Source organism: Mucilaginibacter sp. UR6-1 (assembly GCF_020880975.1).
Taxonomy (GTDB): Bacteria; Bacteroidota; Bacteroidia; order Sphingobacteriales; family Sphingobacteriaceae; genus Mucilaginibacter.
Window position 1 is genome coordinate 303,960 of record NZ_JAJIWP010000001.1, and the last position, 25,614, is coordinate 329,573.

Below are 25,614 nucleotides of genomic sequence, written 5' to 3' on the forward strand. Positions count from 1 at the left end.
TAATTAAACATATGTCGAACAGAAGAGATTTTATTAAAGGCCTGGGCATAACCGGGGCTATGCTGAGCATCCCGGCGGTTATTAACGCCAAACCGGCAGTTGCCGCTTCCGAAAAAGTTGATATTGCTAATATTACCCTAAAGGGCCGTGTGCTTAGCAACGGGCAGGGGGTAGCCAATGTTGCTGTTACTGATGGTATTAACATGGTACTTACCGATAAGGGTGGTAACTACCAACTGCTAAGTAATAAAACCGCGCAGTTTGTGTACATCAGTTTGCCTGCCGGTTATGCATTTCCTCACGAAAAAAGCATTACCCAGTTTTTTAAGCAGATTGATAACAGCCAAACAATATTCAAGGCTGATTTTAACCTGACCCGTCTTGAAAAGGAAGATACCAATCACGCTTTTGTAGTTTGGGCCGATCCGCAAATTATCTCAAAAAAGGATGCTGACATTATGTTAGCAACCTCGGCGCCTGATCTTCGGGATCTGGTAGCATCATACCCTGCCGGTACGCTGATGCACGGCATTGGTTGCGGTGATCTGGTTTGGGATCACTTTGAGCTTTACGAGGATTATAAAAAGGCCATCAGCATGTCGGGCATACCATTCTTTAACCTGATAGGTAACCACGATATGGATCTGGATGCCCGTACCGATGATTACTCGGCACAAACTTTTAAAAAGAATTTTGGTCCAACATATTACTCATTTAACCGCGGGCAGGTGCATTATGTAGTATTGGATGATGTGTTTTTTATCGGTACAGCTAAACGCTACATAGGTTACCTTACCGAAACGCAGTTGCAATGGCTGGAGCAGGATCTGTTGCACGTAAAGCCGGGTACAACGGTGGTAGTGTCATTACATATACCAACCAATACCGGTGTTAAACGCCGTGCGAATGCTAAAGAGGATGAGTTAGGCGGCGTGGTGTCTAACCGCGAGCAGTTATATAAAATACTGGCACCATATAAGGTACACATCATGTCGGGCCATACCCACATGAACGAGAAATGGGAAGACCGTAACATGATAGAGCACGTACACGGCACGGTTTGCGGTGCATGGTGGACAGGCCCTATTTGCAGTGACGGCGCGCCGGCCGGTTATGCGGTGTACGAGGTTAAAGGCGGCGATATCAGTTGGTATTATAAATCAACCGGTAAACCAAAGGATTATCAGCTTAAAATATATAAAAAAGGATATCTGCAAACCGCGCCTGATGAAGTGGTGGCCAACGTTTGGAACTGGGACAGCAAGTGGACGGTACAGTGGTATGAGGATGGCGTGTTAAAAGGCAACATGGAGCAACGTATTGACTATGATCCATGGACGGTAGAGCTTTACAAAGGCGACCAGCTCCCTAAAAAACATAAATGGGTTGATCCGACTTTGACTGATCACCTGTTCTTTGCCAAACCATCAGCAGGAGCAAAAAAGATAAGCGTTACGGCTACAGATCGTTTCGGCAATAAGTATAGCCAGGACCTAAGCCTGGTATAATAAAGATTTTTCACTTGATGGAGGGCTGTTCCTGCTTGGCAGGGCAGCTTTTCCTGTTTTTAGGTGATGCTTAACAATTACTTCATAAACGCTTAACTATTTCTTTCAGTGAAAAGCGGCTTCAGGGTGCTCTTAGGTATAAATATGATCGCAGTGAACTGGGAGATACTTATAAAATACCTGAACAAAGAAACTACAGTGGCCGAAAGCGCTGAAGTAGAAACATGGCTTACTCAACGGCCCGAAAATAAAATGCTGCTGCAACACCTTCAGGAGCGTAGCCGCAAAGCTAATGAGCCTGTTAAAAGCGACGAGATACATAACGAGTGGGTTAAACTGCTTGACCGGATGTATGCTGACCCAAAGCGGGTAAAGCAAACTAAGGTTACCAGGCTGTACACATGGGCCGGGGTGGCAGCATCGCTGGTATTGGTTTGCTGTTTTACGTGGTATTCACTACAGCGAAAAAAGGAGGTTTATGAAAACAATTATACGCTCATAAAAAAATCGCCCTTACGCAAAAAAGTGGCATTGCCTGATGGCTCGCTGGTTTATTTAGCCCCGGAGGCATCTCTTGAAGTTAGCAACGCCTACGGACAGGCCAAACGTGAGGTGCGCCTGAGCGGTGAGGCCTTTTTTGATGTTAAGCACGATGTAAAACGGTCATTTATTGTACGTACGGCAAATAACCTGCAGGTTAATGTACTGGGTACATCATTTAATGTTTACTCACACAAAGGGCTATCTGAAGAAATTAAGGTGGCTACCGGCCTGGTTGGTTTTGTTGAAGGTAAGCATACCCATTTTGTTAAGGCAGGCGAGCAGCTCAATTACAATGTAGCAGCTAAAGCGGCGCAAAAACAAACTGTAAATATTCAGGAAGCCGAAAGCCTGCTTAACGGCACCCTCTATTTTAGTAAAAGTAACGCTACACAAATAGCGGACAAGCTTGAGCAGTATTACCATATTAAGGTAGAGGTAAAGCCATCGGCTAATAAAAAATATAGCCTGTTTAGCGGTGAAATGCAGGATAATGGCCTGGATAAATTACTCGAAGGACTTAACTATGCTACCGGAATCCACTATAAATACAAAAATCCACAAACGATTATTTTTTACTAATCATTAATCATGTATCGAAAATTTTTACAAAAAAAAGTTCGGAATTACTTATGTGCCATACTGTGCTGCATGTTTGCCTTGCCGCTGCATGCGCAAATGAGGCAGCTAAAATTTAACAGTAAGCAGGTAACCATCTCAAGTATCATTGATCGTCTGCAATCGGTATATAACTACAAGGTATCCTATGATGCTGACGTAAATACAGCCGGTCAGATCAATCTTTCATCAACCGATATTACACTTGGGCAACTGATCACCGAAATTGAGCAGCAGGCCGGTGTAGGTATCCGCAATATTGGCGGTAACCTTGTTTTTAAAAAGGTTGATACTTTTATAGTTAGTGGTACCGTTACCTCGGCAGATGATGACCTGCCCCTGGCTGGTGTTACCATCAGCAACATCGCTAAAAAATCATTAGGCAGTACCAATGCCGATGGCCGTTTCAGCATCCGGATTACCGCGGACGCGCCGGTAAGTTTTGGTATGATCGGGTTTGATACCTATACCACAAAATTTAAATCGGCAACGGCTAATGTTAAGGTGAAACTGATTACAGCTAATACCTCGCTTAACGAGGTGGTGGTAACGGCCCTTGGCATCAAGCGTGAGGAGAAGGCACTGGGTTATGCGGCTACGGTAATTAAAGGCGAAGATATTGCCAATGCCCCGTCAAATAACTGGACGGACGCGCTATCAGGCAAGGTTGCGGGTTTAAACCTGCTGCGTTCAAACGGTGGCCCTACCGGATCAAACAAAATAATATTACGTGGTGAGAATAACCTGACCGGCGAAAACGAGGCATTGATAGTGATTGACGGTGTGGTGATCAATAACGGTAGCGGTCGTGCTACGGGTTATGGTTCAAGCTCTTATCTTGCTGATGAAACCCCGGTGGATTTTGGTTCGGGCTTAAACGATATTAACCCGGCTGATATTGAAAATATCACCGTACTAAAGGGGGCTAACGCTTCGGCATTATACGGCCAGCGTGGTGCCAATGGTGCTATCATCATCACTACAAAAGCCGGTTCGGCGCGTAATAAAGGTGTAAATGTTACCGTTAACTCAAACTTCGCGATGGAAAGCATTAACCGCTGGCCTGATCTGCAATATGAATATGGCCAGGGTGTTGATGGCGCTAACTACTACTCGTTCAACGCGTCCGAAGATGGTGCCAGTACCCGTAGTACCAGTTCGGCATGGGGGCCTAAGTTTGATGGACAAGCATTTTATCAGTACGATCCGGTTACGCATACCAAGGCAACTAACCGCACACCATGGGTGCCTTATGTAAATAATATCCGTGATTTTTTTGAAACCGGTAAAACCTATACCAATTCGGTAACGGTTGATGGGGGTAATGATAAAACAACGGCAAGGTTCTCGGCTACCAACGTAAAAAACTCATGGATAATACCTAATACCGGGTATGATCGTAATACGGTGGCATTATCCATCAATCAAAAAATGAGCGATAAGTTTCAGATCGCTGCCAAGGTGAATTATACTAATAAAAAGAGTGATAACCTGCCATCAGTTGGTTACAATAACCAATCTATAATGTACTGGTACATGTTTTGGCAACCTAATGCTGATATAAATTGGTTAAAGGATTACTGGCTGCCTGGAAGAGAGAACATTCAGCAAAGCTATCCTTTTAGCAGCTTTCCGGACAACCCATATCTTATTACACAGGAGATGCTCAATACCATGAACCGCCATGGTGTTACGGGTAATATACAGGCAACGTATAATTTTACCAAGGAGTTAAGCCTGATGGTGCGTACCTCGCTTGATTTTGGTTATGACCAGCGTACACAGCAACGCCCTTGGGATACCGAGAAATTCAGAAAAGGTATGTACCGTACCCAAAATATATTCTCGCAGGAGGTATCAGCCGATTTTTTGCTGCGTTATGCTAAAAAGCTGAATAAAGATTTTGAAATATCGGCCACGGCAGGCGGTAGTACCCTGAGCAATACCTATAGCCGGGATGAATTACGTGCCGACTCGTTAGCGTACCCGGGTATTTATAAACTGGCAAATACTGCCGGTGTGCTTGCGGCTTATCCATATAAAAGCAAATACAGTATTAATAGCTTTTACGGCTTATTAACCGCCAGCTATAAAGATTATCTTTTTATTGACATGACCGCCCGTAACGATTGGAACAGCGTTTTGGCAACCCCTAACGGTACTGATAATGTTTCATTCTTTTATCCGGGTGTAAGCATGAGCTTTATACCTACCGAGATATTTACCTTCCCTAAGTTTGTTGATTATTTTAAGGTAAGAGGTTCGGTATCATCAACCGGCAGCGGTTCATTGATACCGTATCGTACATCATACAATTACCAGCCCTTGCCAACCTACCCCGGTGGCGCGCTCGAAAATCCATCATCGCTTGCTAACCTGAATTTAAGGCCTTTACGTACAGTATCATACGAAGCAGGCGTTGAGGCTAAATTTTTTAACAACCGCTTAGGCTTTGATTTGGCATTGTATACCGCCGATACCAGGGATCAGCATTTAAATTCAATTCCTGATAGATCAACAGGTGTATCAACCATACTGGTTAATGCCGGCCGTATACGTAATAAAGGTATTGAGTTAGCGGTTAACGGTACACCATTTAAAGTTAAGAATGGCTTTACCTGGAACATTAACGGAACATTTACCGCCAACCGTAACGAGGTGCTGGAGCTTTTGGATAGTATTCCTGAACTTACCTTACAAAACGGACCCGGCAGCCGTGGCGCTATTATAGCCAAAGTTGGCGGCAGTATGGGCGATTTTTATGGTCGTGGTTATGAACGCGCACCTGATGGGCAAATAGTTTACGAGAATGGCTATCCTGTTTTAGGTACTGATCTTAAATACCTGGGTAACACGATGCCTAAATTCAGGGCAAGCCTGCAAAATGAGTTCCGTTACAGGCAATTCAGTTTCAGCTTTCTTGTTGATGCGCAAACAGGCGCGGTTGGTTACTCATTAACCAGCGCTGTACTTACCGAGCAGGGTAAAACAACTAATACAATGCCGGGTAGATATAACGGTATAATTGGCAATGGCGTGGTGCGTAACGCCGATGGTACCTACAGCCCTAATACCGTTATTGCCGAAAATATATCAACTTATTATAACGCGCATGGCGGTCGCGATAATGTGGAGGGTACAACCTACTCAACAGATTATTTAAAGTTGAGAGAAGCCCGTATTGACTATACCCTGCCTGTAAAATTTGCCAAAAAAATAGGCATGAGGCGAGCCGTTGTAGGGGTGTATGGCCGTGACCTGCTGATATTCAGCGACTGGCCTGCATTTGATCCTGAATTTGGTACCCTTAGCGGTGCTGATATAAACCGTGGTTTTGAATTAGGCCAGTTGCCGTCAACACGCACCTTTGGTATGAACGTAACCTTAGCATTTTAACATTACAGTAAATGAAAAAGAAATATATTATTTGGGGAGTGGCGCTGTCATTATCATTATTCAGCGCATCGTGCACCCGTAACTTCCAGGAGATAAATACTGACCCTAACAGCAGCTCGTTCGCCCTGCCGCAATCATTATTAGCTCCTGCCATAACTGATGTGGTAAGCGCTAACATGAGCCGTAGCCAGCGTATTACCAATGAGCTGATGCAGATCACCGTAAATATGGGTGATACCGATGGTAAGATTTTTCGTTATGAAGTGCGTGCGGCCGAGGCTGATTATTTGTGGAACGCCTGGTATTTACAGCTTACCAACTTTAAGGATATATATACCGGCGGTAAGGATAACCTGAGCAATACGTATATGGCCATATCGCTCATCTGCCAGTCGTGGGTGTACTCAATGCTTACCGATACTTATGGCGATGTGCCGTACTTTCAATCAAACCGTGCCAAGGAGGGTTTGTTTTTGCCTAAGTTTGATACACAGCAGGCTATCTATGCTGATATTTTCGCTCGCCTTGAGGAAGCGAATGAATTGTTAAAAACAGGCACTAATGTTGTCAGCACCAGCGATCCGATATTTGGCGGCAACGCTACATACTGGCGCAAGTTTGGTAACTCCCTTTACCTGCGTTTGCTGATGCGTGTATCGAATAAAGATCAGGCAGCTATTGATAAAATAAAGGATATGGTAGATGTAAATGCTACCAATTATCCTATCATGACCAGTAATGCCGAGTCGGCTATATTAAAATGGAGCGGTACTGCACCCTATGTGTCGCCATTTTCAACCTGGAGGCCTGCTGATTGGTATACGCCTAAACTGGCAAGCTTTTTTGTGGACAATCTGAACGAATGGAGCGATCCGCGTATAGGCAAGTGGGCTACGGTATTTGAGGGAGAATATGCCGGTATTCCGAGCGGTTACCCGGTAGGGCAGGTGCCTGTTGCAAAATCAACCCTGCCAACCGCCCTGCAAAAGGAACCATTGCTGGGTAATGTGCTTAATTATGCCGAAGTGCAGTTCATCCTTGCCGAAGCAGCGGCCAAAGGTTGGATCACCTCAAAACCTGCACAGCAATATTATCAGGAGGGTATAACCGGCGCTATCACCATGTGGGGGTATACCGTGCCGGCAAACTACATGAATTATTCGCTTATAAAGTGGGACGATAGTTATACGCTCGATCAAAAAATGGAGCTGATACATAAGCAAAAATATTACGCGCTGTTTTTTACCGACATGCAATCGTGGTTTGAGTATCGCCGTACAGGCCACCCTGTGTTACCAAAAGGTTCAGGCCTTGACAATGGTGGTGTAATGCCGGCCCGCTTAAACTACCCGGTTTATGTTCAGGCAGCAAACAGCGAGAATTATCGTGCAGCGGTTGCCGCTCAAGGTCAGGACGTTATCAGTACACAGGTTTGGTGGCAAAAACCATAATCAAAAAATACGATCAAATATCATACACAATGAAAGCTAAGATATTTTTATTAGTTACAATATTATCGGCGCTGGTTTTAAGCGCCTGTAAAAAACACGATTTTGCCGATGGCGAACTTAGTCCTGTCATAGCGCTGGTTGATCTGCGTGCTATACATAAAGGTGCCGATGTTATGCTTAATAAAGATAACATGCTGGGCGCTTATCAAATTACAGGCAAGGTAATTTCTATGCCTGATTCAGGAAATGTTCCGCAGGGGGTTTTGATCTTGCAAAACAATCGCCGCAAGGCCATTCGTGGCATACAAATACCTATTGGCGATGCCGCTGGTACTTTCAAATCAGGTGATAGCATAGTGGTTAACGTTGAGGGTACAACACTAAAGAGAGTTAACGGTGCGCTACAATTAACAGGTGTAAGTCCGGCTAACATTACAACAATATCAACCGGGAATGAGGTGCAGGTGCAGCAGGTTTCAAGCTACTCAATTAAAACAAGGCCTGATGATTATGAAAGCACGCTGGTGAGCATCAAATCGGCAACGGTTTCACCCGCGCCTATATTGGGGCAAACCAAATACGCCGGTAACAAATACCTTGTAAATGGTGCGGATAGTATTATTATGCACACCGAGCCTGCCGCGCAATTTGCTGATGAGTTTTTACCTGCCGGGGCTACAGTAGCCGGTATATTGGTAGTTAACAATGCTGCCGATTCAGCTTCGGCGTACCAGGTTTGGCCGCGCAGGTTTTCGGATATAAGTGATATCACCCAACCGGCCGATCCGAACGCGCCTGATCTGGGCGAAATGCCGGTAGTTATATCGGGCTTTGTTAATGATGCCAAAGGGTCTGACGGTAACTACGAGTACTTCCAGTTCAGGGCAACTCAAAATATCGATTTTTCTGTTACGCCGATGGCGGTAGTTACCTGTACCAACGCAGGTGCCGCCCAACCTAACGCAGGCGATGCCCCCGGAGCCGGATGGGCAACAGGTGGTGGCCGTACCTACAAGTTCAACCTAACTTCAGGTCAGGTTAAAAAAGGCGATTTCTTTTATGTTGGCGGTAGCAACAAACGCATTAACGGCCCTAATACAACTGACATCAGCGAAGCCAAATGGATAAGCGCCATTGCCTATGTAACTAATGATGGCGACGGTTTTGGCAGCGCCAGCAGCGGTTTATTGCCAAACAGCGGTAATGCCGGAGGCATAGCCATATTTAAGGGCATAAACGTAACCGAACAAACTGTACCTGTTGATGTGGTGTTTTTTGGTGGCACAGGCAAAACAACTATGTATAACCCAACAACCAACAAAGGTTATCGAGTACCTAAAAATGATCATTATAACTTTGTTGACGAAGCAGGGGCTGAGCAGCCGTTCTTTTATCAGGGTACCAACCAGTATGTGATACCTCACGTAGCGCCTGCCGATCAGGGCGTGTTTATGAAACTGGGCGGTAATTTTGATGCCGAAACCAAATCATGGATCACGCCGCGCGGTATATCGGTATTCATCATGTCGGGCAGTACCACGCTTATGGAGATTGAATCAGGTAGTGATGTAACAGCTATTTCGAACTAAAATTCTTACCATATTTAATAAAGCCGCTCTTTTTAACAGGGCGGCTTTTTGCGTTTAAGCCTGTATTTATGGTTGAGGGATGGTTTATTATTAACTGCATAAAAAGCAACTGTTATATTTTTTCACTATAATAGTGCTGTTAAACCAATTAAGCAGTTGCTACCGAGATAACCACCCTAAGTATGCAAAGTAATAAGTTACCCACTATTAAGGAGATCGCCAAAAAGCTCAATGTATCCATATCAACGGTATCCCGGGCATTGCACGATCATCCGAGTATAGGCCTGGTAACCACCATGCGGGTGCACAAGGTAGCCCAGGAGTTGGGGTACGAGGTAAACAAATCGGCCATATATTTTAAGGAGCGTAAAACCTACACTATCGGCGTAATCATCCCAAGTTTGGCTGAGCCATTTTTTTCATCAGCTTTATGCGGGGTGGAAGATTTTGCCGGGCAGTTCAATTACAACGTGATCATTGGCCAGTCGCTGGATAGCTTTGAGCGGGAGCAGCGTATTGTTGAGAACATGAAAGATCATCGCGTTGATGGTATCTTGGTATCGCTTACTAAAGAAACATCCACTTACGAGCATTTTGATAACCTGAAAAAATATAATATACCGATCGTTTTCTTTGATCGGGTGCCGCAAAAAAAGGATATCCATTTCGTGTCTTGCAACCTGCACTCGGGTATGTTGCAGGCCATAACCCGTTTTGTGGCGATGGGGCATAAAAAAATAGGGCTCATTAATGGCCCTGCAAAAATGGCCGCTACTTTGCAACGGCTCGAGATATATTTTAAATGCCTTAAAGAAAATAACCTGCCTATTAATTATGACATCATCGCCTCCACTACATTAAGCAAAGAGGATAATGTTAAGGCCATAAAAAAACTTATTGACCAGGAGGAAATACCCACTGCGGTAATGGTTTTTAATGATTATGTATTGCTTGATTGCATTGCGACAGTTAAAGCCGCGGGTTTGGAAGTTAACAAGGATATTAGTTTTATCAGCTTCGCCAATCTTCCTATCTGGGAATATATGGATACCCGTCCGCTCGCTTCTATCGAACAATTCTCATATCGGCAAGCTTCTATCGCTACTGATTTTCTTTTTAAATTAATTGAAACTAATAACAAGGGTGAAAATACAGACTCGAATTATTTGCAGCAAATTATTGACTCCGAAATGGTGAATTATTGATCTAATAATTCATTTAACTTGATATTTTTCGTTTTAGCAATTTTTCTTAGTGTGATTTTTACAATAAGCTTGATATTGTTTAAAATTACCGTACAGTTTCTGCGATTTTAGCTGTTGATTTTTTTACAGTTTGAATAACATTCGAATTTATTGATGGTATTGTTATTGATTTGAGGCGCTAAACAGTGCTAAAATTTCATTTTTGATTGTAAAAGGCATCAATAATTCTGTTGTATGCAAAAATTACACAAACGTTTGCGTAGTCTACACAAACGTTTGCGTAAATAAAATTAGGCCTGTGCAGCCCTGCACAGGTTTTTTTAATGCCTTTTTTCCATCAACTTTAAACTATTCCAATTAACGATGTACTAACTGTTTATTTAACCCTACTTAACATTATATGAAAAAAGTTGTACTCCTGTTTTGTTGCCTGATGGTTTTTGCGAGAGCCTTTTCGCAAAACCAGCCGGTGTCAGGTAAGATCACCTCCGGCACTGATCAGCAGCCGCTCCCGGGCGCGGCTATCACCGTTAAAGGCACCACTATTGGTGTATCATCACAGGCTGATGGATCGTTCAAGATCAATATTCCTGCACAAAAATCAACCCTGGTTATTACCTCAATGGGCTTTTTAAGCAAGGAGGTTGAGGTTACCGCCGGGCAAAAGGATCTGGTGATCTTCCTGTCCGAAAATATTACCCAGCTTAACGATGTGGTGGTAGTTGGTTACAGCAGCAAAAAGCAAAGCGAACTTACCAGCGCGGTAACCGTAGTATCTGCAGATAAGCTGAAGGATGTTACGGCCAATAATGTAGGTACCATGCTGCAGGGTAAGGTGGCGGGTTTGCAGGTAGTTAACAGCTCAGGCGCGCCGGGTTCACAGCCCGAGATCAGGCTGCGTGGCGTGTCGTCAGTTAATGCTAACCAAAGTCCGCTTTATGTGGTTGATGGTATCATTGGTGGTAATTATGACCCGAATGATGTGGAATCAGTTACTGTACTTAAAGATGCTGCTTCTACGGCATTATACGGTTCGCAGGCTAACGCGGGTGTAATTATCGTTACTACCAAAAGCGCCAAAGCCGGTAAAACCCGTTTTGAGGCCAAAATAACTTCAGGTTTTCGTACGGCCGATTTTGGCAAGATGAACCTGATGAACAGTAATGAATTGTACGATTATCAAAAGGAGTTTTACCGCGATTATATAGTAGGCGCAACAGATAACTCTTATAAAATAGACCTGATCAAGTTTTACAGCGAGCGCCCGCTTGAACTGCGTAACCAGGATTATGACTGGGCGAAGGAATCATTCAAGGCAGCGCCTATGTATAATGTATATGTAGCGGCCAGCGGTAAAACCGAAAAGAATGATTACTATGTTGGTGCATCCTATTACAACGAGAAGGGTACTTTTATGAATACCAATTATCAGCGTATAAACCTGCGTGCCAATTCAACTTACCACTTTTCTAAAAAGCTTGATATCACCAACAACATCAACCTGAGCGCGTCAACCGGCCGCAGTTATGATTATATGGACATGTACTACTCATTCCTGAACATGCCATGGGATAATCCTTATGACGCAGCAGGCAACCCGGTTTATGTGGATGGTACCTCAACATTTAAATGGTGGTCGCGCGATAAGATCAACCCGATACATACCATCAAAAACTCCGATCATACCTACAAGGGCTTTGATGTGAACTATGATTTTATGCTGAACTACCGCATTACCAACTGGTTAACCTTTACCAGCACCAACAGGGTATCGGCAGCATTTAATAAGGGTGTAAATTATGTATCGCCTTTGGCAGCAGGTACCTATCATGATGATGGTTATATAGATGAATTGAACACGCTTAACTACGGCGGTATATCAAACAACCTTTTAAAATTCAATTTTGAGGCAGGTGATCATGCATTAAGCGGCTTGGCGGGTATCATTTTTGAGGGAGGCAGAACCGAGTATTCAGGCGGATCAGGCAGGGGACTGCCGATAGGTTTAAAGGTGCTTAACGTTGCATCAAACACGCAATTAGTAAATGGGTACAATTTAAGTACTGAACTGCGCTCGTTCCTGTCGCAGGTAAATTATACTTACAAAGGCCGTTACATATTGTCGGGCTCATTCAGGGTTGATGGTTCATCCGCTTTTCCTGAAAGTAAACAATATGGTTCGTTCCCGTCAGTGTCAGGTGCCTGGATCATCAGTAATGAAGAATTCCTGAAAAGTAATGATGTAGTTAATAACCTGAAATTGCGTGCCAGCTACGGTGTTACCGGTACGCAGGATATTGGCGCCACCCGTTACCTGGGCCTGTTCTCGTTAACAACGCAATACAACTCATTAACAGGCGCGGTGCCATATCAATTGGCTAACCCACTGCTAACCTGGGAAGCTAAACATCAAACCAATGTTGGTTTTGATCTGAGTTTGTTCAGGCGTGTTAACTTAACTGTTGATGCTTATCGTAATAATACCAAAGATCTGTTATTGCAGGTATCACAGCCATTATCGGTTGGGTTTGAAACCCGCTGGGAGAATGTGGGCAACGTAATTAATAAAGGTATTGAGGTTGGCTTGAACACCATCAACATTACCAATAAGAATTTTGAGTGGGTTACTGATTTCAACATCAACTTTAACAATAATAAAATTTACGGCCTGCCGGCTGATATTGTAAAAACGGGATCGTGGAGCATATCGCAGATCTACCGTAACGGTGGCAACCTATACGAGTTTTATATGCCTAAATGGCTGGGTGTTGACGCGCAAACAGGCGCCCCTGTTTGGGAGAAACTGGTTTACAACGATGCAGGCGAGGCAGTTGCCAGCGAGAAAACGTCTAACTATTCTGAAGCTACCATACAGGAAGTTGGTTCGGCACTGCCTAAATTTCAAGGTGGCTTTAACAACAGCTTCCGCTACAAAAGCTTTGGTTTGCGTATAAATACGTATTTTAACTACGGTAACAAGGTATTTAGCAATAACCTGCGCTTTATGATGAATGACGGCCACGAACCCTATTACAATCAGATAAAGCTACCTGATGACGCGAAAGTTTGGAGTGGTCCAGGCGATACGGAGGCTACCGAGCCAAGTCCGCAAAATTCGGCCAACTCCACCGAAACCTCAACCCGCTATTTGAGGAATGGCAGCTACTTTACCATACGTAACATAGCTTTTAATTACACCCTGCCATCGGCATTCGCTAAAAAGCTGAATTTTGAGAGCATTACAGTAGGTTTAACGGCCGACAATGTGGCTACGTTTTCAAACTTCCTGGGTCAGGACCCGCAAACTACCATTACACCCGGCAGCTTTGCCACCCCCGGCGTGTCCGACTTTAAGTACCCTAACAACAGGCAGTATTTGTTCACCGTTAACTTCAACTTTTAATAAAGCTACAGCCGGTAACCGGTTAAAATATTCATAACATGAAAAAGAAGCTATCATCCATATTGGTACTGTTGCTGCTGGCAGCAAGCAGTTGCAAGGACCTTACCGTAAATCCAACGGATGCCATTAGTACCGAAACGCTGGTGACTACCACCGCGGGCCTTACCAATGCCCTGAACGGCGCTTATGCACTGTTTAAGGATCACATAACCTTTAACGGCACCATTGATCAAAATAACATGTACCTGCGCCAGTACTATCACCTGTCAGACTTTGCGAGTGATGACATTGTGTGCGGCCAGGTAACCACCGACCCGTTATTCTACAGCTTTAGCCTGGGCCATGCGCCATCGCAGGGCAATACCCGCTACTTTTGGTATGTATCGTACAAAATTATATCAGGCGTAAATACAGTTATTGATGCCGTTGAAAAATCAGGCGATCAGGATGCCGCTAAACAGCAATTGCTGGGCGAATGTTATTTTTTACGGGCGTTTTGCCACTTTAACCTGGTGCGCTTGTTTGGTAAGCCTTATAGTGTTGATCCTAACGCCCCGGGTATTGTTTTGCGTACCTCATTAACTGACGAAGCCAAGAAAGCCCGCTCAACCGTGGGTGAGGTTTATACATCAGTTATTGCCGACGCTGAAAAGGCAGCTACGTTAATGACTCAGAACCGTGGCGTGCAGTATGCCTCAAAAGAGGCGGCATGGGCTTTACTGAGCCGGGTTAATTTGTATAAAGAGGATAACCAAAAGGCATTGGATTATGCTAACCAGGTAATCAGTTCAAACCGCTTTAAGCTGGAAACCAAAGCTACTTATCCTAACTTATTCGCCAATGCCACTACCGGCAGCGAAACCATTTTTTGTGTAGCCTTTACCGCGGCTGATGATTATGGCAAGTTCGGTTCTATCGCATCGATGATCTATTCTGATGGTAACTCAGGCTGGGGTGAGGAATATGCCTCATCATCATTACGTAACGTAATGTCAAAGCATACAGAAGATGTGCGCTGGAACTACATTGTGCCGGCTAAGGACGCAGGCAATAATGTCCAGAAAAAAAACGGTATTGAAATGTACTACATAAGCAAGTTCTCGTTCCAGGGCGGCTCACCTAACCTGAGCTCACCCATCATGTTCCGCCTGGCCGAGATGTATTTGAACAAGGCTGAGGCTGAAGCCAAGCTTAACCAAACCTCGGCCGCGCTTAATGATGTTGACGAAATTCGCAAAAACCGCGGTTTGGAAGGATCGCTGTATGCCGGTAAACTGCCATCGGGCTATACCGCGCTTGATGCTGTGTTAGAGGAGCGTCGTATTGAGCTGGCTTTTGAAGGCCATCGTACATATGATGTTTTCCGTAACAAACGCACGCTCAATAAAACTTACTGGGGCTACCACCTGGCCGGGTTAAAAGAAACGGATATTGACTTGAGCAAAACCCCAAGCGGCTACCCTAACATGACAGTGCCTTACACCAGCAATCGCATTATTTATTTTATTCCGGTTGATGAAGTGCTGAGCAATCCGCAGGTAACACAAAATCCATAAACGCAATTATCCCAAACTGTAATAATTAACAGAACAAGAGATATGAAAAATATTAAGACCCATATATGTTTACTGGGCGTACTGGCTTTAGGCATGGTAAGCTCCTGTAAAAAAGATAGCACCGAAATAAAAACGGATTTACTTTATGACGTAACCGTTGAAGGTAATGAGGCTAAGTTTACCGTTAAAACAGAGGGAGTAAGCGGTTACCGCTGGGATTTTGGCGACGGCGAAAGCTCAACCGATGCTAACCCTACACACGCTTACCCGGGTAAGGGCAAATATGTGCCAACCCTTTATGCTACCGTTAACGGTAAAGAAGCAGAAGCCTCAACCGTATTACGTATAGCTAAAACCACCCCGGTTAAAATAAATGATAACACGTTGAACGATTGGGCTAACGTAACCACCACTGTCAGTTTAGGTGCACGTAAAGGTGTATTTAACGAGGTGAAAATGGATTACGACGGCAATTATGTGTATGTGTACGTAGATATGGTTGGCAAAAAAGCTAATGGCGATATTTTTGATTTCTACATGGATTCGGATAACAATCCTTCAACAGGTTTGGCAACAGGTACCTTTACTGAGGGCGGTTATGATATACTTTTGGAAGGCCAGTTGCTTACCAACGGTGTAGATATTTTTTATCATAACAGCGCCAACCAGGCCGATTTCAGTTTTGCACAGCAAAGCATAGCGGAGGCTTACCAGGTGGGTACTATTGCTGATAGCGGTGCCAATGTTAAGTTTGAGATGCGTATAGCCCGCGGTAAACTTAAAGGCTTAACCGGCAGTGGCCTGCGTATTGCCATACAAGCAATAAAAAACGATTGGTCGGTGGTGCTGGGTAGCGCGCCTGATGATGGAACGGCGAGTTTTCTGCTGGATATGAGCGAATAAATGTTGATATAACTAATACATCAACAAATAAGTATCTATATAAATGAACAATCCGGCTAACCAGGTTTTTACAGGGCGTGTTATATCTCTTGATGTGATGCGTGGCATAATTATGCTTCTGCTTTGCGCAGAGAGCTGCCATGTGTTTATCGCCTTGAGCGAACTGCATCCGGCACAACCCTTTGCCGCCCTTGTTGATCAGTTTTTTCATCATCCCTGGCATGGCCTTCGGTTTTGGGATCTGGTACAGCCCGCCTTTATGTTTATGGCAGGGGCAGCCATGTACATATCCTACAGCCGTAAACTGGCAAAAGGCGTAAGCTGGAACGATAACCTGAAGCATGTGCTTTGGCGTAGCCTGAAACTGTTTATATGCGGTACGGCATTGCATTGTGTTTACGCTGGTAAAATGGTTTGGGAGTTATGGAATGTGCTAACGCAACTATCAATTACCAGTATCATCGCTTATGTAATTATCAACCGCTCATTCACCTATCAGATAGTGGTATCGGTATTACTATTATTGCTTACCGAGGTATTATACCGCACAGTACTGATGCCGGGATTCGATCAGCCCTTTGTGCAGCATCACAACTTTGGCGCTTATATGGATACGGTGCTGATGGGTAAAATAAACAGCGATGGTTGGGTAGCTATTAACATCATCCCCACAGCGGTACACACCATTTGGGGGGTGCTGGCCGGCCGGTTGCTGGTTTCATTTAGGTCATCAACAGAAAAGATAAAGCTGCTGGTTATTTGTGGTATAATATCGCTCGCATTAGGCTTCGGCCTTGATTGGGCAGGCATAACACCCATCATTAAACGTATCAGCACAACTTCATTCGCACTGGCTTCGGCAGGGTGGGTATTGCTGATGCTGGCGGCTATTTACTGGCTGGTTGATGTAAAGCAAAACGTAAAACATGCCTGGATATTTACCGTAATGGGCATGAATGCCATATTCATCTACCTGTTTTTTGAGACGGTAGGCATGCAATGGGTTAATGGCTTCGTCAACATTTTCACCGGCGGCATGCTACAACAATTTTTTAATGCGCCTCAACATATAGCGGCATTAGTATCAGCATTAGCTGCCTGGATTGCCGAGTGGGGCCTGTGCTATTGGCTGTACAAACGAAAGATATTTTTTAAACTCTGATTAATCCTGAACATAATGAAATTTAAACTCAATAATTTTTGCCTGTGCTTTAGCTTCGCGGCACTGTCTGTTATGCAGGCTTGTAAGGATAGCGATAAGAAATTGGTACAGGTTGAAAAGATCAACGTTACCTATACCGAAAGTAATGATGATTTCGCGAACCCCGAGCGTGGTTTTTATCGCTACTCCGAAACACATGCCAGCAACTTTAGTCTGCTTAATGCCGATGAGCTGAAAAGCTACCGTAGCGAGCAAGCCATTGAAGGTGCAACGTACAAGGTGTACAGTACGTTAGTATTCAGGTATTATATTTTAGATAACGTTACCTCAACACCCATACCTGCTTCATTTTTAACCAATGTAGAAAAAGATATGGTTGCCGCCCGTACCGCGGGCGTAAAGCTGATACCGAGGTTTGTATACACCGTACGCCAAACCGCCGGTAGCTGCCCGGAAGGGTTTATTTGTCCGCCTTATGGCGATGCGCCTAAAAGTATCATTCTGGGCCACATAGCGCAGCTTAAACCGGTGCTGCAAGCCAATGCCGATGTTATAGCTGCTGTGCAGTTAGGCTTTATAGGTACCTGGGGCGAACAATATTACAGTGATTTTTTTGGTGATGCCTCAACCAACGGCGGGCAGGATAATAAGCTACTGGATAAAAACTGGCTTGACCGCGCCGAAGTACTGCGCGCCATGCTTGATGCCGTTCCAAACGATCGTATGGTACAGGTGCGTTATCCGCAGATAAAACAACGCTTTTTATATGGTGTTAACGCGCCGATAACATCAGCGGCATTGGCTGATGGCACCGCCTTTACCACGGCTGATAATGCCCGTATCGGTTTTCATAACGATTGTTTTTTGGCCAGCTCTAATGATTTTGGTACTTATGAGGACTATGGTAACAGCTCATCGCCGCGTGTATCCGGTGGTTCGGTAGTAAACGTGCTGCGCGATTATTTAAAGGCCGACAGTAAATATGTGGCCGTAGGCGGCGAAACCTGTTCAGACGGGTACAGCCCGTCTAACGACTGCGAACCTGCCGGTAAAGCGCAGGAAGAATTTGCCGCCATGCACTATAGCTATCTTAATGCCCATTACAATAACGATGTAAATAACGACTGGCAAACCGGTGGCTGTATGGATAATATTAAAAAGAACTTAGGCTACCGTTTTGTACTGCAAAGCGCCGTATTGCCCGACAATGTTGTGCATGGCACAAGTATGACCATTGTAATGAATTTAAAGAATACAGGCTACGCCTCGCCGTTTAACAAACGTACCGCTAAGCTGGTGCTGCGCAATAAGCAAACCAACGAGGTTAAGTCGTTTGATCTTACATCTGATGTTCGTAAGTGGTACTCTGGCGCTAACAGGATAGAGGAGAGCGTTAAGATACCTGACAATATGCCCGCCGGTGATTACGAGATGCTGCTCAACCTGCCTGATGTATACGAAAGCCTGGCAGGCAAGCCGGAGTATAGCATTCGTTTGGCCAATAATGATGTTTGGGAATCATCAACAGGATATAATAAATTGAACCATACAATCAAGGTCAATTAAGTTATCAGGTGCTGTTAATGATCATGTTTTATAGTTAGTTTTTTCGGGTTAGTTGCCATGCTGCTGTGCCGTGATTTGGGGCACAGCAAGCATTGGCAATCCAATAAAAAGTGTTTAATTTTATAATATATACAGCGTGCAAAGTGTAGAGAACATAGCAGAAATCGTAGCGAACTTTAATTGCAATGCGGATACAGCTTCTTTAAGAAATTTTGGGTCGGGGCATATAAACGATACGTATTTTCTGAAAAATATTGACGCAGGAGGCAGTGATTACCTGCTGCAGCGCATCAATCACCACATATTTACCAATGTTGCCGCGCTTACCGATAACATGTGCCTGGTAATTAATCATCTGAAAACCAAGGTCAATCCGGCAAATGCTGATAAGGAGGTAATGACGCTGATTCCCGGCCGTGACGGTAATTATTTTTACCGGGATAAACAAGGCGACTACTGGCGCTTGTGCTTTTTTTTAAGTGATACCAAAAGTTATGATGTGGTTAAAACGGAAAAGCAGGCTTTTGAGGGCGGTAAGGCTTTTGGTAAGTTTCAATGTATGCTGGCCGATCTTGATCCGGATGTGCTTTTTGAGGTGATACCTGATTTTCATAATATAAGTACCCGGCTTGCATCCTTACAGTTAGCCGTTAATCATGATATGAAGGGTAGGGCAGCGAGTGTTAAACCTCAGCTTGATTACATTGCCGGCTATGCGGAAACCATGCAGTATTTTCAAAAACCTCAACAACAATCGGTATTGCCTAAGCGTGTTACGCATAACGATACCAAGTTCAACAATGTATTGCTCAACAGCAATGATGAGGCTCAGTGTGTTATTGATCTGGATACGGTTATGCCCGGCTATGTGGCTTATGATTTTGGCGATGCGATACGTACCATCATCAATACCACGGTAGAGGATGAGGCCGATCTGGATAAGATACAGTTGAATTTACCTTTATTTAATGCCTATACAAAAGGATATTTGCTTGAAGCGGGACGGTTTTTAACTAAAGCTGAGGCGAACTCATTGATTATGGGGGTATTGCTATTGCCATATATGCAGGCAGTACGGTTTTTAACCGATCATATTAATGGCGATACATACTTCAAAACAAATTTTGAAGGGCATAACCTGCAACGGGCAAAAGCGCAGTTGCGTTTGTTCGGGATGTTAGATGCTAATAAAGAAGCTTTGCATCAAACCATCATCAGGCAAATGGAAAACTTTGGCTTGGGGGCAAAACTATCTGTATGAGTTTGGTGAACATACCTTATATCCCGGCCGGTAATTTCAGCCCGTACCCGCTTATGGATGATGTTTCGGCCATGCTGGGTGCGCAGCAAACCTACGAGCTTACGCCCGCCAGTTGGAGCAAAGGCGGAGCTGATGTTTCGGTATCGTTTACTTTGGCTTACAGCGATCAATATCTGTTTGTTAAATACTTTGTTATTGAACCTGTTGTTAAAGCGACATATTATCGCCCAAATGAACCGGTTTATAATGATAGTTGTGTAGAGCTTTTTATCGCCTTTGATGATGACGCTAACTACTATAACCTGGAGTTTAATTGTGCCGGTACCTGCCTTGGGCAATATGGCAGCGGCCGTGATAACCGTGTTTATTTACCGGCAAACCTGCTAAAGCAAATAAAACACCTTACCGTGTTACGCGCTGTGCCTAACGAGGGTATTGTGTGGGAGTTGTCGCTTGCTATACCGTTGAAGGTATTTTGCTACCACCCTTTATTAAAGCTATCCTGCTGTAATGCAAGGGTAAACACTTATAAATGTGGCGATGAGCTGGAGCAGCCGCACCATCTTTGCTGGGGGCAAATTGAATCAGCCGAACCCAACTTTCACCGGATTGAATATTTTAAGCGTGTATTGTTTACACTAAGTGAAACATTTTCTGTAGATTAAGGGCCACTAAAACATTTAAGCAACATGATTTCAACAGAAAACTCTTCAACGCAAACATCAAAACTTAACCCCATTGTTCTCATCGGTATCCTGTTCTTTATTTTCGGGTTCATTACCTGGTTAAACTCGGTACTGATACCTTATCTTAAACTGGCCTGTGAGCTTAACAACCTTGAGGCTTATCTGGTAGCTTTTTGCTTTTACATTGCCTACTTTTTAATGGCAACGCCATCAGCACGGATATTAAATATTACCGGTTATAAAAAGGGGATTGCAGCGGGTTTAGGAGTGATTGCGGTTGGCGCGCTGTTGTTTATCCCGGCTGCGCTTACCCGCCAGTATAGCCTGTTTTTATTCGGTCTTTTTGTACAGGGTACAGGTTTGGCTTTACTGCAAACAGCATCAAACCCTTACATTACCATTCTGGGCCCGCCGGAGAGTGCAGCGAAGCGTATCAGCATCATGGGTATTTGTAATAAAATTGCAGGTGCCATTGCGCCGATAGTTTTAGGTGCTGTTGCTTTAAAGGATGCCGACGGTTTGAAGGAACGTTTAGACAAAATGTCGATTGATGAAAAGATTGTTCAGCTAAACGAGCTTGCCTCAAGGGTGATCACACCTTACATCATCATTGTAATAGTACTGGTTATACTGGCCGGGTTTATTTACTACTCAAGCCTGCCCGAAATTGACAGCGATAAAAAGGATGATGCGGATATTGTTGAAGCGCCATCTGTAACCAACAAAACAAGTGTGTTCCAGTTCCCGCATTTATTATTAGGCGCGTTTACATTATTTTTATACGTAGGTGCCGAAGTTATTGCCGGTGATACGGTGATCAATTACGGTGCCGCGCAGGGAATAGCCTTAAGCTCTGCCAAATTTTTTACTACGTGTACACTGGTTTGTATGATAGCAGGTTACCTGATAGGCATCTTTTGCATACCAAAATATTTTACCCAGGAAACAGCCATGAAAGGTAGTGGCATTTTAGGTATTATCTTCTCGATACTGGCCTTGGTTACCAGTGGCTTTACCTCCGTTTTAATGATTGCGCTGTTAGGTTTGGCCAACTCTCTGGTATGGCCTGCAATTTGGCCAATGGCTTTGGCGGGTTTAGGCAAATTTACTAAAACCGGGGCGTCTTTGCTGGTCATGGGTATTTCGGGCGGCGCGGTTATACCATTAATTTATGGTGCCTTGTCTGATTCATTTAACCCGCAGCATGCGTATGTTATATTAATACCCATCTACTTAATGATATGGCTTTACGCCGTTAATGGGCACAAAATAGGCTTGCATCAAAATTTAAAAATCAAATCAACTCAATAAAAACTAAAAATTATGGATCGCAGAGATTTTGTTAAGAATACCGCTGTCGGATTAGCAGGGTTAACAATTTTGCCTTCAGGTATGTTATTCGGTAAAGCTAAGGATAAAGTTCGCCTTGGTTATATAGGTGTTGGCCTGCGTGGCCGTAACCACATCAGCGAGGGCTTGCTTCGTGATGATGTGGAGATTGTGGCCATTTGCGATACGCAGGAAAGCTCACTTAAATATTGCCGCGAACAATTTGTGAAGGCCAAAAAGAAACTGCCTGCCGAATATACCGGCGGTGTGGATGCTTACAAAAAGCTCATCGCGAGAAAAGATATTGACGGCGTGATCATCGCTACGCCGTGGCAGTTCCATAAGGATCAGGCTATTGATGCTATGCGCAGTGGTAAATATGTAGGTTGCGAGGTGATAGCCGGTATTACTTTGCAGGATCACTGGGACATACTGAAAGTGTATGAAGAAACCAAAGTACCTTACATGACTCTGGAGAACGTTTGCTACCGCCGTGATGTAATGGCAGCGCTGAATATGGTTCGTCAAAATCTATTTGGCGAGATAGTTCACCTGGAGGGCGGTTATCAGCACGATCTGCGCCAGGTATTGTTTAATGATGGCAAGCAGTTTTACGGTGGTGGTGCCGAGTTCGGTCCGCAAACGGTAGGCGAGGCGCAATGGCGTACACAATATAATATTGACCGCAACGGTGATATTTACCCGACTCACGGCGCAGGCCCGGTAATGAATTATATTGGCATAAACCGCGGTAACCGTTTTACTAACCTGGTATCGTTCGCGTCAAAATCTCCGGGCTTGCCGGCTTACATCAAAAAGATCTCTCCCGGAAATAAAAACGCCGACATCAAATTCAAGAATGGCGACATCATCACCACAACACTTAATTGTGCCAATGGTGAAACGGTTGTGTTATCGCACGATACACATTTGCCACGCCCATATTCATTAGGTTTCCGTGTACAGGGTACCGAGGGCATCTGGATGGATGTGGCCGATGCGGTATACATTGAGGGTAAATCAAAAAATTACGACCAGTGGGATAAGGCCAGCGAATGGTTTACCAAATACGATCACCCGCTTTGGAAAAAATACGAACATCTTGCCGAAGGCGCAGGCCACGGCGGTATGGACTGGTTTGTGTTCAATGCCTTTATTGAGGCTGTTAAACAGAAAAAGCAAACCCCGATTGATATATATGATTCGCTGACCATGAGCGTGATCACCCCGCTATCTGAAAAATCAATAGCCGATGGCAATGCCCCGCAGGAATTCCCTGACTTTACCAAAGGCACCTGGAAGGATCGTAAAAACACCTTCGCGCTTGATGATAGCGGCTTTTAAACCATAATTGAAACCCTTGTTGCCGTAAATGGCGGCAAGGGTTTTTAATATTAACAAATCCCAACTAAATACAGGTGACAATAAATTACCGGCAGGCAAAAAATGCTTCTGCACGATACTGGAAATCTCATGCCTTATTTAGTTTAAAATAAAAATATAATATGTTGAAATTAAACTTATTAGAAGAAACACGTTACGAAAAAGTTCCGGTAAAAATTTACAGTGACGATATCGAGGCCAGCGTTGATGTGGCCCGCCGCATAGCCCAACTGATAAAAGATAAACAAGCCAAAGGCGAAACTGCTGTGCTTGGCCTGGCTACAGGCGCTTCACCGGTAAAGGTATATAAGGAGCTGGTGCGCCTGCATAAAGAGGAGGGACTCAGCTTTAAGAATGTGGTCACCTTTAACCTCGACGAATATTACCCCATACAACCCGATGCCGAGCAAAGTTATGTGAGGTTTATGAAGGAGCAGTTATTTGATCATGTTGATATTGATATGGCCAACGTAAACATTCCCGACGGGACGCTGAAACAGGAAGATATTGCCGGATATTGCCTGGCTTACGAACAAAAGATAAACAGCTATGGTGGTATTGATCTGCAGGTGTTGGGTATCGGGCGTACTGGTCACATTGGCTTTAATGAACCGGGTTCGGCACCAAACTCGGGCACACGGCTGGTTACTTTGAATGATCTTACCCGTCGTGATGCCTCCAAGGATTTTGGCGGAAAGGAGAACGTGCCCAAAAAAGCCATCACGATGGGCATTGGTACCATATTTAAGGCTAAGGAGATCATTCTGCTGGCATGGAACGGTAAAAAGGCCCCGATCATCAAAAAAGCGGTTGAGGGGCCAATCTCAAATGAGGTACCGGCTACTTTTCTGCAAATGTCAAACAACGCGGAGTTTGTTATTGATGAGGATGCCGCGGTCGAGCTTACCCGTTTTGATATACCCTGGCTGGTAAAAGATTGCCGATGGACAGATTCGCTGACCAAAAAAGCGGTAGTGTGGCTGGCCAAAACTTTGGGTAAACCTATTTTGAAACTTACCGAAGCTGATTACAACAACAACGGGATGGCGCAATTAGCTACCGATTTTGGGCCGGTGTATAATATCAACATTAATGTTTTTAACAAACTGCAGCATACTATTACCGGCTGGCCGGGGGGTAAGTTTAATGCCGATGATAGTCAGCGGCCGGAGCGGGCACTGCCGCAGGTAAAGCGTTCAATCGTGTTTTCTCCGCATCCGGATGATGATGTGATCTCGATGGGTGGCACGTTTATTCGTTTGGCCGATCAGGGACATGAAGTGCATGTGGCCTACCAAACATCGGGCAACACGGCTGTGTGGGATGAGGATGCGCTGCGTTATGTGGAATTCGCTATGGATTTTGGGCAGGCACAGGGGCAGGATACAACGTATCTGACTAACCTTTACGCCACCATGAACGAGTTTTTCAAAACCAAAAAACCTAATCAATCCGACCCAAAAGAAATACGCACCATTAAAGGTTTAATACGCAAGGGCGAAGCCATTGCCGGTGCCCGCTTGTCAGGCTTGCGCGATGAGAATATCCATTTTATGGATCTGCCTTTTTATGATCGTGGTAAGTTTGAAAAGGTGGTATCTTATGAGGACGATGTACAACAAACGATGGAACTATTACAACAGGTAAAGCCGCACCAGATATTTGCCGCCGGTGATTTTGCCGATCCGCATGGTACGCATAAGGTGTGTTTTGAAATAATATTGGAGGCGCTTACCCGTTTACGCAAAACCGAGGCCTGGACAGCGGATTGCTGGTTATGGCTTTACCGTGGTGCATGGCACGAGTTTGAGATACACGAAATTGAAATGGCAGTACCGCTTTCGCCGCAGGAGGTTGAACGTAAAAGACTGGCCATATTCAAGCATCAATCGCAAAAGGATCTGCCGGTATTTCCGGGTGATGACGCGAGGGAGTTTTGGGTTAGGGCAGAGGACAGGACACGCGTAACAGCACGCTTATATAATGCCCTCGGTTTGGCTGAATATGAAGCTATCGAAGCTTTTGTAAAATGGAAGTTTGAAGATTAACTGAAAGAAC

16 protein-coding genes are annotated in these 25,614 nt (G+C 44.4%); all 16 read left to right on the forward strand.

Annotated features, from left to right (window positions below; genetic code table 11):
* Positions 1–11 precede the first annotated feature (11 nt).
* The 16 genes from LJ707_RS01375 (at position 12) to nagB (ending at position 25,604) form a co-directional block, all read left to right on the forward strand.
* On the forward strand, positions 12–1,508 hold the full coding sequence (locus LJ707_RS01375) for a calcineurin-like phosphoesterase family protein (protein ID WP_228948940.1): 1,497 nt from the start codon (positions 12–14) through the stop codon (positions 1,506–1,508).
* Positions 1,509–1,652: 144 nt separating this feature from the next.
* Positions 1,653–2,630 (forward strand): FecR family protein, encoded by a 978-nt coding sequence (locus LJ707_RS01380; RefSeq protein WP_228948941.1) that lies wholly within the window; start codon positions 1,653–1,655, stop codon positions 2,628–2,630.
* A 9-nt stretch (positions 2,631–2,639) separates the two neighbouring features.
* The gene (locus LJ707_RS01385; protein ID WP_228948942.1) at positions 2,640–6,062 is read left to right on the forward strand and encodes a SusC/RagA family TonB-linked outer membrane protein; all 3,423 of its coding nucleotides are present in this window, start codon (positions 2,640–2,642) and stop codon (positions 6,060–6,062) included.
* An 11-nt stretch (positions 6,063–6,073) separates the two neighbouring features.
* Positions 6,074–7,513: a SusD/RagB family nutrient-binding outer membrane lipoprotein gene (locus LJ707_RS01390; protein ID WP_228948943.1), complete on the forward strand. Its 1,440-nt coding sequence runs from the start codon at positions 6,074–6,076 to the stop codon at positions 7,511–7,513.
* A gap of 29 nt (positions 7,514–7,542) precedes the next feature.
* Positions 7,543–9,102: a DUF5689 domain-containing protein gene (locus LJ707_RS01395; RefSeq protein ID WP_228948944.1), complete on the forward strand. Its 1,560-nt coding sequence runs from the start codon at positions 7,543–7,545 to the stop codon at positions 9,100–9,102.
* A gap of 182 nt (positions 9,103–9,284) precedes the next feature.
* Positions 9,285–10,307 carry a LacI family DNA-binding transcriptional regulator gene (locus tag LJ707_RS01400; protein WP_228948945.1) on the forward strand — a complete coding sequence of 341 codons (1,023 nt, stop codon included), beginning with the start codon at positions 9,285–9,287 and terminating at the stop codon, positions 10,305–10,307.
* A 400-nt stretch (positions 10,308–10,707) separates the two neighbouring features.
* Positions 10,708–13,710 carry a SusC/RagA family TonB-linked outer membrane protein gene (locus LJ707_RS01405; protein ID WP_228948946.1) on the forward strand — a complete coding sequence of 1,001 codons (3,003 nt, stop codon included), beginning with the start codon at positions 10,708–10,710 and terminating at the stop codon, positions 13,708–13,710.
* 38 nt (positions 13,711–13,748) lie between these two features.
* Complete coding sequence (locus tag LJ707_RS01410) at positions 13,749–15,266, forward strand: RagB/SusD family nutrient uptake outer membrane protein (protein WP_228948947.1); 1,518 nt, start codon at positions 13,749–13,751, stop codon at positions 15,264–15,266.
* A gap of 42 nt (positions 15,267–15,308) precedes the next feature.
* Positions 15,309–16,169 carry a PKD domain-containing protein gene (locus LJ707_RS01415; protein WP_228948948.1) on the forward strand — a complete coding sequence of 287 codons (861 nt, stop codon included), beginning with the start codon at positions 15,309–15,311 and terminating at the stop codon, positions 16,167–16,169.
* A gap of 43 nt (positions 16,170–16,212) precedes the next feature.
* A complete protein-coding gene (locus LJ707_RS01420; RefSeq protein WP_228948949.1) occupies positions 16,213–17,331 on the forward strand; it encodes an acyltransferase family protein in 1,119 nt (372 codons plus the stop codon).
* Between the two features lie 15 nt (positions 17,332–17,346).
* Complete coding sequence (locus LJ707_RS01425) at positions 17,347–18,897, forward strand: DUF4832 domain-containing protein (protein WP_228948950.1); 1,551 nt, start codon at positions 17,347–17,349, stop codon at positions 18,895–18,897.
* Between the two features lie 136 nt (positions 18,898–19,033).
* Entirely contained in the window at positions 19,034–20,158 is a 1,125-nt protein-coding gene (locus LJ707_RS01430) for an aminoglycoside phosphotransferase family protein (protein WP_228948951.1), read from the forward strand.
* The gene (locus LJ707_RS01435) at positions 20,155–20,823 is read left to right on the forward strand and encodes a carbohydrate-binding family 9-like protein (protein WP_228948952.1); all 669 of its coding nucleotides are present in this window, start codon (positions 20,155–20,157) and stop codon (positions 20,821–20,823) included. Before LJ707_RS01430 ends, LJ707_RS01435 begins: the two co-directional genes overlap by 4 nt.
* A gap of 24 nt (positions 20,824–20,847) precedes the next feature.
* Positions 20,848–22,155 (forward strand): sugar MFS transporter, encoded by a 1,308-nt coding sequence (locus LJ707_RS01440; protein WP_228948953.1) that lies wholly within the window; start codon positions 20,848–20,850, stop codon positions 22,153–22,155.
* Between the two features lie 12 nt (positions 22,156–22,167).
* Positions 22,168–23,517 carry a Gfo/Idh/MocA family protein gene (locus tag LJ707_RS01445; protein WP_228948954.1) on the forward strand — a complete coding sequence of 450 codons (1,350 nt, stop codon included), beginning with the start codon at positions 22,168–22,170 and terminating at the stop codon, positions 23,515–23,517.
* 161 nt (positions 23,518–23,678) lie between these two features.
* Positions 23,679–25,604, forward strand: a complete 1,926-nt coding sequence (nagB, locus tag LJ707_RS01450; RefSeq protein ID WP_228948955.1) for a glucosamine-6-phosphate deaminase — start codon at positions 23,679–23,681, stop codon at positions 25,602–25,604.
* Positions 25,605–25,614 lie beyond the last annotated feature (10 nt).